Annotated in this window: 11 protein-coding genes and 1 pseudogene; 3 read left to right on the top strand and 9 right to left on the bottom strand. The window is 71.0% G+C overall.

Annotation, left to right across the window (positions count from 1 at the left end):
• A pseudogene (locus tag D7V80_RS19840) lies at nt 1–500 on the top strand (hypothetical protein); the annotation flags it as partial.
• Between the two features lie 104 nt (nt 501–604).
• Here D7V80_RS19840 and D7V80_RS19835 read toward each other — a convergent pair.
• Nucleotides 605–1,234 (bottom strand): YceI family protein, encoded by a 630-nt coding sequence (locus D7V80_RS19835; RefSeq protein ID WP_120589635.1) that lies wholly within the window; start codon nt 1,232–1,234, stop codon nt 605–607.
• A gap of 34 nt (nt 1,235–1,268) precedes the next feature.
• A complete protein-coding gene (locus D7V80_RS19830; RefSeq protein ID WP_120589634.1) occupies nt 1,269–2,144 on the bottom strand; it encodes a dioxygenase in 876 nt (291 codons plus the stop codon).
• A 145-nt stretch (nt 2,145–2,289) separates the two neighbouring features.
• On the opposite strand from D7V80_RS19830, the gene D7V80_RS19825 reads away from it, so the two are divergent.
• Nucleotides 2,290–3,930: a sigma-54-dependent Fis family transcriptional regulator gene (locus D7V80_RS19825; RefSeq protein WP_120589633.1), complete on the top strand. Its 1,641-nt coding sequence runs from the start codon at nt 2,290–2,292 to the stop codon at nt 3,928–3,930.
• A gap of 2 nt (nt 3,931–3,932) precedes the next feature.
• Here D7V80_RS19825 and D7V80_RS19820 read toward each other — a convergent pair whose 3' ends face one another.
• From D7V80_RS19820 to D7V80_RS19790, 7 genes are all read right to left on the bottom strand, one after another.
• Nucleotides 3,933–4,595, bottom strand: coding sequence for a rhomboid family intramembrane serine protease (locus D7V80_RS19820; protein WP_233585522.1), 663 nt, complete (start codon nt 4,593–4,595; stop codon nt 3,933–3,935).
• 199 nt (nt 4,596–4,794) lie between these two features.
• Nucleotides 4,795–4,992: a hypothetical protein gene (locus D7V80_RS19815; RefSeq protein WP_014399194.1), complete on the bottom strand. Its 198-nt coding sequence runs from the start codon at nt 4,990–4,992 to the stop codon at nt 4,795–4,797.
• Nucleotides 4,993–5,175: 183 nt separating this feature from the next.
• Nucleotides 5,176–5,391: a hypothetical protein gene (locus D7V80_RS19810; protein ID WP_014399195.1), complete on the bottom strand. Its 216-nt coding sequence runs from the start codon at nt 5,389–5,391 to the stop codon at nt 5,176–5,178.
• Between the two features lie 57 nt (nt 5,392–5,448).
• Nucleotides 5,449–6,645, bottom strand: a complete 1,197-nt coding sequence (locus tag D7V80_RS19805; protein ID WP_120589632.1) for an acetyl-CoA C-acetyltransferase — start codon at nt 6,643–6,645, stop codon at nt 5,449–5,451.
• A 74-nt stretch (nt 6,646–6,719) separates the two neighbouring features.
• Nucleotides 6,720–7,370, bottom strand: coding sequence for a hypothetical protein (locus D7V80_RS19800; RefSeq protein ID WP_120589631.1), 651 nt, complete (start codon nt 7,368–7,370; stop codon nt 6,720–6,722).
• On the bottom strand, nt 7,367–8,044 hold the full coding sequence (locus tag D7V80_RS19795; protein WP_120589630.1) for a 2-hydroxychromene-2-carboxylate isomerase: 678 nt from the start codon (nt 8,042–8,044) through the stop codon (nt 7,367–7,369). Before D7V80_RS19795 ends, D7V80_RS19800 begins: the two co-directional genes overlap by 4 nt.
• A gap of 27 nt (nt 8,045–8,071) precedes the next feature.
• Nucleotides 8,072–11,722 carry a serine/threonine-protein kinase gene (locus D7V80_RS19790; protein WP_120589629.1) on the bottom strand — a complete coding sequence of 1,217 codons (3,651 nt, stop codon included), beginning with the start codon at nt 11,720–11,722 and terminating at the stop codon, nt 8,072–8,074.
• Nucleotides 11,723–12,073: 351 nt separating this feature from the next.
• Between D7V80_RS19790 and D7V80_RS19785 the strand changes: the two genes are divergently transcribed.
• Nucleotides 12,074–12,739, top strand: coding sequence for a serine protease (locus tag D7V80_RS19785; RefSeq protein ID WP_120589628.1), 666 nt, complete (start codon nt 12,074–12,076; stop codon nt 12,737–12,739).
• Nucleotides 12,740–12,841: the final 102 nt, after the last annotated feature.

The raw sequence follows: 12,841 nt of genomic DNA, 5'->3' as shown, positions 1-12,841 counted from the left end.
GGTGGTTGGCGGCCACGCCCGCCGCGCCCGTGGCCTCCTCCGCGCCGGCCGTGGCCGCCAACCACCTGCGCCCCACGGACGACTCGCTATTCGAAGTGCCGGTGGCCGGCTTCGCGTCCGCCGCCAACTCCTTCGTGGAAGGCGAACACCGCGTCATCATCCACACCGTCGAAGGACAGGTGAAGCGCGGCACCATCCGCGACGCGGACCTCCTAGAGGACACCATCTCCCTGGAGCAGCAGAGCGGCTTCGCCCCGGAGCGCATCCCCGGCAAGCGCGTGAAGGCCATCTTCTTCATGCTCGCCGCAGGCGCCCGTCAGCCGCAGGCGGAGGGCTCGAAGATCCGCGTCACCTTCAACGACGGCCGCCAGGTGGCCGGCTTCTCCCAGGACTTCAAGGGCCCCACCCCGGGCTTCTTCGTCATCCCCGCCGACACCCGCACCAACACCGCGCGCATCTTCATCTACCGCGCCAGCGTGCAGGCCGTCGCCGAGGGCTGAAGCGTCACCTTCCGGGGGCGGCACCGCCCGCCCCCACCGCGCATGAAAAAGAGGGGCCCCGGTCACCCGAGGCCCCTCTCTTCATTTCAAGACTGGAACGAAGACTACTTCTTGTCCGTGGCCGTCGGGGCCGCCGCCGCGTCCGGCTTCTTCGTGGTCTCCAGGTCCAGGGTGATGGTCACCTCGTCACCCACCGCCACGCCGCCGGCCTCCAGCGCCTTGTTCCAGGTCAGGCCGAAGTCGCTGCGCTTGATCTTCGTGGTCGCCGTGGCGCCGCGGCGCACGTTGCCCCACGCGTCCTTCGTCTCCGCCGTCGGGCCTTCCACGGCCAGCGTCACCGGCTTGGTCACGCCGTGCATCGTCAGGTCGCCCGTGACGTTCAGCTTGTCCTTGCCGGCCTTCGCCACCTTCGTGGACTTGAAGGTGATGGTCGGGAACTTCTCCACGTCGAAGAAGTCCGCGCTGCGCAGGTGCTCGTCGCGCTTGGGCTCGTTGGTGTTGATGGTCTTCGCGTCGAGGGTCGCCTCGATGGTGGACTTGGTGATGTCCTTGTCATCCAGGTTGATGTTGCCCTTCACGTTGCTGAACGTGCCACGCACGTTGGACACCATCATGTGCTTCACGGCGAACTGCGCGCTGGAGTGCGACGAGTCGATCTCCCACGCGGACGCGAAGGCAAACGACGGGGCGGCGACGGCGAGCAGCGTGATGGCGGACTTGAGCGACATCTTCATGGTGTGGACTCCTTGAGTTTGCGGACTGCGAGGTTCAGGCGCGCAGCGCGAAGCTGCGCATGGACAAGGTTCCGTGATGGAAGCCCTCGAACACGGGGGTGATGCGGTCCTCGGGGAGGGCAGCTCCGAGGACGAAATAAATCGGCAACCAATGCTCGACGGATGGATGCGCGACCCGCGCATTCGGTGCGTCCATCCATGACTGAAGCCCGAGGAAGTCTCGGGCGGCAAGTTTTCCGGCGACCCACGCATCGAACTCGGCGGCCCATGGCTCGGCGGACGCCAGCTTGTTTCGGAAATTCACCCGGCGAAGGTTGTGCACCACTCCGCCGCTACCCATGAGCAGCACACCTTCGGAGCGCAAAGGACGCAGCGCCTCGCCCATGCGCGCCACCTGCGCGGGCGTCGCGTCCGCGGGCAGCGCCACCTGCAACACGGGCACGCGCGCCTCCGGGAACGCATGCCGCAGGGGCACCCAGACGCCGTGGTCCAGGCCGCGCTCGCCGTCCGCCACCGCGGGCACGCCCGCCGAGGACAGCCGCGCCACCACGTCCTGCGCCAGGGAAGGAGCCCCTGGCGGCGCGTACCGCAGCCGGTACATCTCTTCAGGGAAGCCGTAGAAGTCGTAGACGAGCGGCGGCGCGGCCATCGCCGTGACGTGCACGCGCGCGTCCGTCTCCCAGTGCGCCGACACCACCACCAGCGCCTTCACCGCGCCCACGCCGTCACCAAAGCGCTTGAGCGCCTGGGGATATGCGTCCGCGTCCAGCGCCGTCATGGGCGAGCCGTGCGACACGAACAGCGCCGGAGCCACCTGCCGGGCGACCGAGGGGCCCGGCCCCATCACTCCCGCCACCCCGGCGGCTGCCACGCCCTGCAGCACCTCGCGTCTGTCCACCCCGGTTGGCATCGTGGCGGCTTCTACTGCAACCCCAGGACCAATGCAGCTGACGCGATAAGCACCTGGAATTGCTAGGCATCCCATTCCAGCGCTGCGAAATGACTCTCAATTTGATAGAGAAGCACCTCAGACTGAGACACCTGGGAGAGACGTCGTGGCGGGTCTGGAAGGTTTGGACTTGAAGGAGCTCCTGGCGTTCGAGCCGAAGGGCGGAGTCATCCGCTTCGCCGGGCAGCGGGCGCTGTTGATGGACCCGGTGACGCTGGGGCTCCTGCGCAAGGAGCTCATCGGGATGCTGGGGATGACGGCCGCGCGCGGCATCTTCACGCGGCTGGGCTACGCGCACGGCTGGCGCACGGCGGAGGCGATGAAGACCGCGGTGCCGTGGAAGGATGAAGCGGAGTGGCGCCGCTCGGGCGGCCGGCTGCACACGCTGATGGGCCAGGTGCGCGTGGAGCGCATCGAGCGCACGGCCCAGGATGGCCCGGAGCCCTTCGCGGAAGCGCAGTGGAGCGACTCCTATGAGGCCGAGCAGCACCTGCTCCACCTGGGCCAGGCGGAGGAGCCCGTGTGCTGGAGCCTCACCGGCTTCGCGTCCGGCTACCTGAGCTACTGCAACGGCAAGCAGATTTACTGCGCGGAGCTCAAGTGCGTGGGCAAGGGCGACGCCTTCTGCCACATCGTGGGCCGCCCGGAGGCGGAGTGGAGCACCGAGTGCACGGAGTTCCTGCGCTTCTATGAAACGCAGTGCATGGAGGGCGTGCTCGGGCAGGTGACGGAGGCGCTGCGGCAGGCGGAGCGCAAGCTGCGCGCGAAGCGCCAGTCGCTGGCGCGCGTGTCCGGCGTGACGGAGGACCCCACCGGCATGGTGGCCCGTTCGGAGGCCATGCAGCGCGTGCTCAACCTGGCGCGCCGGTCCGCCAAGGTGGACACCACGGTGCTCGTCACCGGCGAGAGCGGCGTGGGCAAGGAGCGCATCGCCCGGCTCATCCATGACGAGTCCGGCCGCTCGCACAAGGCCTTCATCGCCGTGAACTGCGCCGCGGTGACGGAGAGCCTCCTGGAGAGCGAGCTGTTCGGCCACGCGAAGGGCGCCTTCACCGGCGCCACGCACGACCGGCCCGGCCTCTTCGAGGCGGCGCACGGCGGCACCCTCTTCCTGGACGAAGTGGGCGAGGTGCCTCCCGCCATGCAGGCGAAGCTGCTGCGCGCCCTCCAGGAGAGAGAAGTGCGCCGCGTGGGGGAGAACACCAGCCGCAAGGTGGACGTGCGCGTGGTGGCCGCCACCAACCGCGAGCTGTCCGAGGAGGTCCGCCTGGGCCGCTTCCGCCAGGACCTCTTCTACCGGCTGCGCGTCATCGAGCTGCGCATCCCGCCCCTGCGCGAGCGCCGCGAGGACATCCTGCCCCTGGCGCGCCTGCTGCTGGCGGAGACCGGCGAGCGGCTGGGCCGCCGCGTGAGTGGCCTGTCCCCGGACGCGGCGGATCAACTGCTGCGCTACCCCTGGCCGGGCAACGTGCGCGAGCTGGGCAACGCCGTGGAGCGCGCGGTGGCGCTGTGCGAAGGGCCGCGCCTGGAGCGCGACGATTTGCCGGAAGAGGTGCGCGCCGCGCCGCCCAGCCTGGTCCCCACCGGCAACCCGCGCCGGCTGGAGGACATGGAGAAGGAGTACATCCTCGCGGTGCTGGCGCAGAACGGCGGCAACCGCTCACGCACCGCGGAGCAGTTGGACATCGGGGTGGCCACGCTCTACCGGAAGCTCAAGCAGTACGGCCACCCGGAGGCCGCGCACTGACTTCAGTTGAGGTACTGGTCGCGGTCCGGCGGGCGGTTGCGGTCCACCACGCGCAGGTGCTTGGAGCGGTCGCGCAGCTGCCGCTGCAGGCGCCAGTGCTGCAACTGGAGCATCAGCCGCTTGGGGCTCGCGCCGCGCACGTACACGAACACCAGCACCAGGCCGAAGATCTCCGGCGCCACCGCGCGCCAGGAGCCCGCGGTCAGCATGTTCAGCACCGTGAAGCCCGCGCCAATGGCCGCGAACCAGTTGCCCGTCAGCGGGATGCCCCAGAAGTTCGTCTGCCCCTTGCCGATGACGAGCCCGTATGCCACCCACATCACCGCCGTCATCACGGAGCCGCCCGCGTAGACGCTCATGGGCATCACCAGGGCCAGCGCCGTGGTGATGAGGCCCGCGACGAACGGGATGCCCACCGCGACCAGCAACAGCCGCTTGCCGCCCCAGGTGGACTCCAGGAAGCCACCGATGGACCAGATGATGAGGCCGCCGAAGAGGATGCCCAGCGGCCCCGTGGCCACGAAGGCGTAGGTGACGAGCTCCCAGACGCGGAAGCGCAGAATCACGTCCGCCGGGTTGAGCAGCAGCAGCCCGCCCTGCCCGCGTGAGGTCGCCAGGAACAGGGCGGAGATGCCCACGAACGCAATCGCCAACTTGGCGGCCATCGAATCCAGGCTCGGGAACATGTCGCCGAAACCGCCGCCGCCTCGATTGTAGCCCCGCATGGGTCGCATAGATGCCCAAAGGTGGTGGAAGCCCGCCCGGTCCGCAACCCTAAATCCAGAAACGATGAAAGGCGCCCCGCCCTGGTGTCACCAGGGAGAAGCGCCCTCGCATCCCACGCCTTCGCTGTACCTGCCGGGCTTACGTCTTGTGGCGGTAGAAGAGCGTGATGGTCAGACAGTGAAACTCCTTGTCCGAGGACTGCGTGACGATCTTGTCCACGACCTCCACGGAGGAGTTCTCCTTCAGCCACTTGGTGATGTTCTCGCCCATGTTCTCGCGATCGCGCGCGAGCGTGGTGGAGAACACCTTGACGCCCGTGAAGCTGATAACGCCCATTCCAACCCTCGTGTCACCAGAGATTACAAATGTTTACCCCGAGTCGGGGGCGCCATCAAGAAACGGGCCCGACAATCCGGCCCGGGAGCCGCTTCCCGCCCCCGCAGGAGTCCATCGGGAGGCGGGGGCCTGCCCACCGTCCACCCGCCGACAGTGCGGCGGAGGGGGTGGGCGCCCGGCCCTTCAGCGACCGGCGGCGGCGCGCCGGGCCTGACAGGTGACTTCGTCCTTGCAGGCGGGACCGATGCCCTCCGGGTGGGCCGTCAGGGGCGTCTTGTCGCTCTCCTCCACACCGCACACCACGCAGCGGCGCTTGCGGTTGCGGCGCTCGGCACGGCGCTGCTCGGCGATGGCCTTGGCCCGCTCGCGGGCCGTCTTCGCGTCCACCTCGTTGCTCATCTCACCACGTCCCGTCCGGATGTCGTCTGCCCCGTACCCCAACGCCACGGTGCGCTCCTAGAGCGCCTCGACCAGCACGGCGATGCCCTGGCCGCCACCAATGCAGGCGGACCCGATACCATAGCGGCCGCCCCGGCGCTTCAGCTCGTACGCCAGCGTCATGGTGATGCGGGCCCCGGAGGCGCCCAGCGGGTGGCCCACGGCGATGGCGCCGCCGTTGACGTTGGTGGCGTCGCGTGGCAGGCCCAGGTCCTTCTCCACCGCCAGGTACTGGGGCGCGAAGGCCTCGTTGACCTCGAAGAGGTCCACGTCCGTCAGCTTCGCGTCCGCGCGCTTGAGCAGGTTGCGGATGGCCGGCGCGGGGCCAATGCCCATGATGCGCGGGTCGCACCCGGCGATGCCCCAGTTGACGAGCCGCGCCACGGGCTTGAGGCCGTGCTTCTCCACGAAGCTGCGCGTGGCCATGACCATGGAGCCCGCGCCGTCGCAGATGCCGCTGGCCGCGCCCGCGTGCACCACGCCGTCCTTCTTGAACACCTTGGGCAGCTTGCGCAGCCCCTCCACCGTGGTCTCCGGACGGTTGTGCTCGTCCTTGGAGACCACCGTGTCGCCCTTCTTGCCCTTGAGCGTCACCGGCGCGATTTCATCCGCCAGCCGGCCCGCCTCCTGCGCCGCGGCGAAGCGCTTCTGGGTGAGGACCGCGTACTGGTCCACGTCGTCCTGGCTGATGCTGTAGTCCACCGCCAGCTGCTCGGCGGTGAGCGCCATGGCGTTGCCCGTGTAGCTGTCCGTGAGGGCCGTCCAGAGCATGTCCTCCAGGCCGCCCTTGCCCAGGGGGATGCCCCAGCGCGCGCCGCGGATGACGTGGGGCGCCTGGCTCATGGACTCCGTGCCGCCCGCGAGGACGGCCTCCGCGCCGCCCGTCAGCATCATCTCCGCGGCCGTGACGAAGGCCTGGAAGCCGGAGCCGCACAGCCGGTTGACGCCCAGCGCGGGCACCGGCACCGGCACGCCCGTGCGCAGCCCCACATGGCGCGGCAGGTAGATGGCGTCCGAGCTCGTCTGGACGACGTTGCCGTAGACGACATGCTCGATGAGTTCCGGAGAGACGCCCGCCTGGGCCAGGGCCGCCTTCGCGGACTCCACGGCCAGGTCGGTGGCGCTCAAGTCCTTGAGGCTGCCGCCGTAGGTACCAAACGGGGTGCGCTTGCCGGACAGGAAGTAGATTTCCTCGTTCTTGGACACGCTCTTCATGGTGCTCGTCTCCCTACTCTTCCGGGGCGCGCGGTGCACGCACGACGTGACGTGGAAAAGCGTCCAGGGGGCCGTCAGCCCGCGCGCCGTCCCAGGAAGGCGCTGGCGACGATGGCAAGCGCGATGGCCGTCCACAACAGCCCCTGGAGGTTCTGGCGGCGGATTTCCTTGCGCCCCAGGCCCTGGTACCAGGCCCTGGCCGCCTGGACCCGCCCCTCCCAGGTGAAGCCCTCCGGCCCCGCCGGTTCCAACCCCTCGAGTCGTCGCACATGCGCGCGCAACAGGCGCTCCGGTGCGGCGTCCTCCAGCGACCCGGAGCGGTAGCCGGGCACGTCCAGCGCGGGGCGGCGGTAGCTGGCCGTCACCACGAAGCCCCCGGAGGCCAGGGGGGTGAGCAGGTAGAGCCGGGGCAACAGGTCGCTGCCCTCGTGGAGGGTGGCGAAGACGCGCTCGCCCGGGTGCCCCCAGTTATAGGAGCGGGTGGCCCTCTGGAGGAGCGGCTTCTCCTCGTGGCTGCCCAGGGGCGTGAAGCCCAGCGCCTGGAGCTGCCCCGCCAGGGGGGCCAGGGACTCCGGCAGGTCCATCTGGTCCGAGGGGGCCTCGGGCTCCACCCGGACGGTGTGGGGGAAGAGGTAGAGCAGCGCGCGCCAGAAGTTGAGGAACAGGAGCACGCCGGCCAGCACCAGCCCGGCGACGGCCACTCCCAGCTGCCCGAGCACGTTCACGGGCGGGGCTTTCCGCCCTGGCGCCGGTCCGCGGTGGCGGGCAGATGCTGCCAGCGCTCCAGGTCCGCGGGGGTGAGCGGGTCGCGGCCCTCCAGGAAGCGCTCCAGGTGGCCCAGCGAGTCCACGCCCCAGAACATCTCGTCGTCCACCAGCACGGACGGCACGCCGAAGGCCCCCTGGGCGAGCGCGGCCTCCGTGTTCTTGCGCAGGCGGTCCTTCACCTCCGGCAGCTGGGCCCGCTCGAGCAGCGCCCGCGCGTCGAAGCCCGCGTCCGTCAGCACCGCGCCCACCTGCTCCGGCGTCTCGATGCCCCGGCCCTGGCCCCATGCGGCCAAGTAGAGCGCGGTGGTGAGCCGCGTGCGCTCCGCCACGTCGTCCACCGCCGCCGTCACGCGCAGGGACAACAGCGGGTTGAACGGGTGCGAGGGCGGCAGGGTGAAGGGCGCGCCCTGCTCATGCGCGATGCGGAACGTCTGCTTGAAGACGTAGACGCGCTTGGCGGGAATCTCCGCCGGGCCCACGGAGCCCACGGCGTTGAGCAGCCCCGCGAGCAGCACCGGCACGGGCTCCAGCTCCCGGCCATGCTTCCGCGCGATGGCGGGCATGCGCAGCCAGGCGAGGTAGGCGTACGGGGACAGGTAGTCCAGGCAGAAGCGCAGGGGGGAGGAGGACATGGGCCCATCCTAAGCACGACCCGGCCGTCAGGCGCTCTGCTTCACTTCCTCGTGCTGGCGCGACAGCGGGCCGCGCAGCGACTGGGCCAGTTGCTGGAGATGGGTGGCCCGGGCGGTGGTGAAGGCCCGCTCGGCGATCTCCAGCTCCCGCATCACCTCTTCCGGGTTGCCACACCGCTCCGCGTGCTGCAGGTACACGAGGCCCATCTGGAGCACGTTGCCGGTGGACTCCGCCAGCAGGCGCGCGTGGCGCAGGTGCGCGTCCCCTTCCTCCTGGGACACCAGCGGCGCCAGGGCGCGGCGGGCCAGGATTTCGTCCCAGGGGTTGGCGAAGCGGGGGTCCAGCGCGCGCTCCAGCGCGGCCTGCGCGGCGGCGAGCGCGGCGGGCAGCCGGCCCTGCTCCCGCTCGAAGCGCGACTGGTACACGCGCACCAGCGTCTCCATGCGCAGGCCGCCCATCCGCGCGGCCTCCAGGGCGCGGGGCAGCGACTCGCGCGCGGCGGCCGCGTCCTCGAAGAGCACGTCGCGGCACGCCTGGTACACCTGCACGTGCGCGCGCAGCCAGCGGTCCCCGGGCAGCACGCGCGACAGCGCCTCGCCGCGCGACACCACCGCGGCCACGAGCTCGTGCTCGCCGCGCTCCAGGTAGTACGGCGGCGTGAAGAGGGCCAGGTTGCGCTCCATCAACCGGGGGCTGCCCAGCCGCCGCACGAGCTCCGTCTTCTGCGCGAGCGCGGACGCGAACGCGGCGCCGTCGCCGGTGAAGGCCGCGCGCGCCACCTGCGCGAAGAGGTGGTAGGCGCGCACGTCGGTGAAGCCCTGCGCTTCCGCCAGGTGCAGCCCGTCCTTCAGCAGCGCTTCGTCCAGCGGCTCGCCGCGCAGGGCCAGGTTCACGTTGAGCAGGTAGCCGCCCATGCCCAGCGCCCACGCCAGCCGCCGCGGCGGACGCCCCACCGCGTCGCGGAACGCGTGCAGCCGCTGCACCTGCTTGCGCTGCTCGGCCACCCCGCCCGCCCAGTGGCCGGTGTACGCGCACAGCGTCGAGCGCGCCACGGACAGGCCCGCCCGGTACGGCGAGTCCTCCGGGTGCTCGGCGGCCACGCGCGCGATGAGCGCCTCCAGTTCCTCCGTGCGCCCCAGGATGGCCAGGGCCATGCCCTGGAGGATTTGCAGCTCCGAGCGCTTCCAGAAGACGTCCACCGGCGTCATCCGCGCGCACGCCGCCACCTCGCGGAAGAGCGGGATGAGCAGCTCCTCGCGCTCCGCGGGCGTGGCCACGCGCGCGGACTCCAGCCGGGAGAGCGCCTCGCGCCGTCCGGCCTCCACGTCCACCGTGGCCGCCCAGTGCGCGAACAGCCGCTCCGCGTACGCCACCGACGTCGGCGGGTCGCTGGAGTAGCCCACCTCCACCAGCGACACCCACGTGCGCAACAACTGCTCCGAGCGGCCCGGGTAGTCCGGCGCGGATTCCAGCAGCCCCGCCGCTTCCTTCAGGAGCAGCGTGGCCTCCAGCAGCGCCTCCGCCTCGATGGCGGCCTGGCCCGCCTCCAGCAGCGGCTGGATGGCCTCCGCGGGCGCGTCCGAGCGCGCGAAGTGCCAGCCCACCGCGCGCACCCCGCCCGAGCGCCCCGAGGGCAGCGCCTGGAGCGCGCGCGCCACCTGGCCGTGGTACGCCCGGCGCGCTGGCTCCGGCGTGCTGTCGTAGACGGCCTGGTGCACGGTGTCGTGCGTGAAGACGTAGCGGCCCTCCACGTCCTGGAGGAACTGCCGCTCCACGATGCCGTCCAGCACGGCGAACAGCTCTGCCTCCGGCAGTCCGGACAGCGCGCGGAGCAGCGGCAGGTCCAGCATGCGGCCCGCGGGCGCCAGCTTGCGCAAGAGCGACACCTGCTCCGGCGGCGCGTTGGCCAGGCGCACCAGCACCGCCTCCTGGATGCTCGAGGGGAGCCTGCGCGTGCCCAGCCCTTCTTCCGCCTCCCACCGTCCGCCCACGCGCCGCAGCGCCCCCGCCTCCACCAGCATGCGGAGGCATTCCGTGGCGAAGAAGGCGTTGCCGCCGGTCGTCTCGTGCAACCGCTGCACGAAGCCCTCCGGCACATCCAGCCCCGGCAGCACCAGCCCCACCAGCTTGGCCACGTGCTCGGCGGAGAGGGGCTCCAGGTCCATGCGGGACGTGAGCTTCTCGTCCACCGTCTGGAACGCGAGGCTCAGGCGCGACAGCTCCTGAGAGCGGAACGTGCCCACCACCATGCCGCGCGTGCCGTGCAACGCGCGGATGACGACGTTGAGCGCCTCCAGCGACGCGCTGTCCGCCCACTGCAGGTCCTCCAGGCACAGCACGAAGGACTGCCGCCCGCCGAGCGTGCGCGTCCACTCCGTCAGCGCCTCGAAGAAGGCCGCCTTCTCGTCGGAGCCGTCGCGCGGCAGCTGCTCGTCCTGGTCGCCCTCCAGCACCTCCGGCGACAGCAGGCGCGCGAGCGGCGCCCTCACCCGCTCCATCAAGTCCGCGGGCGTGTGCGGCACCAGGCAGCGCAGGGACTGCGCCACCGGCGCCAGCGGGGGCAGCCCCTCCGCGCGGCACTGGCCCCGGCCGAAGGGCAGCTCCGCCAGCTTCGCCTGGAGCTCGAACTCCTGGAGCAGCCGCGTCTTGCCCACGCCCGCGGGGCCGCCCACCAGCATCGCGCGCGACTGGCCCCAGTCCGCCTCCGCCAGGCCGTTCATCAGCCCTTCCAGCTCCGCCTCGCGCCCCACCACCTCCGGCACGTGCAGGTAGCTGGCGCGCGCGGACAGCGGCTCCTCGGGGACGGGCTCGCCGCTGGCGTGGCAGAGCGCCTCCAGGAGCTCGCCCGCGTCCTGGAAGCGCTCGCGCGGATCCTTCGCCATCAGCAGGAGGATGATCTCCTCCAGCTGCGGATCCACCGGGCACAGCGTGGACGGGCGCGGCGGCGGACGCGTCAGGTGATCCGCCAGCAGCACCGCGGGGCTGTTGCGCTTGAAGGGCAGCTTGCGGGTGGCCAGGTACCAGGCCATCACGCCCAGCGAGTACAGGTCCGCCCTCCCGTCGATGCTCGCGCCGCGCTGCCACTCCGGCGCCAGGTACTCCAGCGTGCCCTTCAGCTTGCCGGGGCTGGGCGTGCCCAGCTGGTGCATCACGCCGAAGTCCATCAGCTTCACCGCGCCGGACTCGGTGATACGCACGTTGCTGGCCTTGATGTCGCAGTGCACGTACAGGCGCGAGTGGATGAACGCCAGCACCTGCGCCATTTGAATCAGCACGCGATACAGCGTGCGCGTGTCCAGCGGCGCGTCCCGCACCAGCGTGCTCAGGTCATTGCCGCCCACCACCTCCATGGTGATGAAGCGGTTGCCGGCCTCCGTCATGCCCCAATCGAAGACCTTGAGCGTGGACGGGTGCTGGAGCTTCTTCATGGCGAAGAACTCGTGCCGGAACAGCAACACCAGCTCCTCCACCTTCGCCGCGGACAGCTCCGAGGGGACGTGCATCTCCTTGAGCGCCACGCGCCGGCGCTCCTGCAGGTCTTCCGCCAGCCAGATGCGGCCCATGCCGCCTTCGCCCAGCAGCGACTCCACGCGGTAGCGCCCGGTGACGATGACGCCTGGAATCAGCGAGCGCCGCTCCCCGATGCCCGAGCCCGGCAACGTGATGGGCGTACGCATCCGCTCCCCCCAGGTGCTCGGAGGGCGGGTGCGTTCATCCAATACCGTTGTCTTCTCGTCGTCGCTCACGAGCCAAAGGGCTGGCAGTTTCGGGGCCAGGATCTGGATTCCAGAATCCAGACGTAGCGAGGAATAGCACGTTTCAGTGACACCGCCTCCGGGACATCCGAGCAGGTGCACGCTCTGCTCCCGGTCCCTGTTTGACCGTCTTGCTGGAAGCCGGCACGGCGATGCGCCCGGACGCCTGCTGGGGAGCCACTTCCACACCCGCTCCCACGACACACCCGCACGCATGCACACCGTTCCTACGAACCCCAGGGCCCGTCGCCCGGGGGAGGAGGGGGAAGCGGCATGCGTGCATGGAAGTGGGGCGGCGCCACGGTGGCACTCGCGGCCGTGACCGCCTGGATGGCCTGCGGCCAGTCCGGCCCGGGCGGAGCCGAGGGATTGGAGAAGGCCGAAGCCGCGACGGTGACGCTGGGCGACGGCCACTGCGCGGGCGTGGTGGTGGGCCAGGGACGCCACGTCCTCACCGCGGCCCATTGCGTGGCACCGGACGCGGGCGAGGAGCGGACGAACTTCGAGGACGGCCGGCGGCTGAAGGGCCGCTACGTGTTCGTGGATCGCGGCCGGGACATGGCGGTGCTGGAGCTGGAGGCGAAGGCCCCGGTGGCGCCGCTGGAGGTGGCCGAAGGGCTGCCCATCCCCGGCGCGATGCTCGTCTTCACCGGACGCCACGACCGGCCCGGCGAACCGCAGCGGGTGATGGTGGAGCGCTGGGGCCGCTGCCCGTCACTGCCGGACGTGCCCAACGCGCTCTTCACCACGATGCACGGCGTGCCGGGAGACTCCGGCGCGCCGCTGGTGGACGAGCAGTTGCGCGTGGTGGGCCTGGTGCATGGCGGCGCGCGGTGCAGCATCGCCGCGCCCACCGGGGACGTGGCGCCGGAGGTCCAACGCCTGTCGCGGCAGGACGCGCAGCCGCTGGCCCGACGTCCGCCTTCCGTACCGCGCTGACGCAGCGGGACAGCGCACCCTGCCCTTCCCGCACCTGGGCGGCCAGGCAGGCGGCGTGCGCACGCGCCGTCATTGCCCGGCCGGTCCCGTGCGTCCCACCTT

This window comes from Corallococcus sp. CA054B (assembly GCF_003611625.1).
GTDB lineage: Bacteria > Myxococcota > Myxococcia > Myxococcales > Myxococcaceae > Corallococcus > Corallococcus coralloides.
The sequence above is the reverse complement of the archived record's forward strand: the minus strand, read 5'-3'. Positions and strand labels throughout refer to the sequence as shown.

Coding starts and splice junctions, on each gene's coding strand:
- D7V80_RS19835 (WP_120589635.1), bottom strand. CDS start 1,234: ATGAAGATGTCGCTCAAGTCCGCCATCACGCTGCTCGCCGTCGCCGCC.
- D7V80_RS19830 (WP_120589634.1), bottom strand. CDS start 2,144: ATGCCAACCGGGGTGGACAGACGCGAGGTGCTGCAGGGCGTGGCAGCC.
- D7V80_RS19820 (WP_233585522.1), bottom strand. CDS start 4,595: ATGGCCGCCAAGTTGGCGATTGCGTTCGTGGGCATCTCCGCCCTGTTC.
- D7V80_RS19815 (WP_014399194.1), bottom strand. CDS start 4,992: ATGGGCGTTATCAGCTTCACGGGCGTCAAGGTGTTCTCCACCACGCTC.
- D7V80_RS19810 (WP_014399195.1), bottom strand. CDS start 5,391: ATGAGCAACGAGGTGGACGCGAAGACGGCCCGCGAGCGGGCCAAGGCC.
- D7V80_RS19805 (WP_120589632.1), bottom strand. CDS start 6,645: ATGAAGAGCGTGTCCAAGAACGAGGAAATCTACTTCCTGTCCGGCAAG.
- D7V80_RS19795 (WP_120589630.1), bottom strand. CDS start 8,044: ATGTCCTCCTCCCCCCTGCGCTTCTGCCTGGACTACCTGTCCCCGTAC.
- D7V80_RS19790 (WP_120589629.1), bottom strand. CDS start 11,722: ATGCGTACGCCCATCACGTTGCCGGGCTCGGGCATCGGGGAGCGGCGC.
- D7V80_RS19785 (WP_120589628.1), top strand. CDS start 12,074: ATGCGTGCATGGAAGTGGGGCGGCGCCACGGTGGCACTCGCGGCCGTG.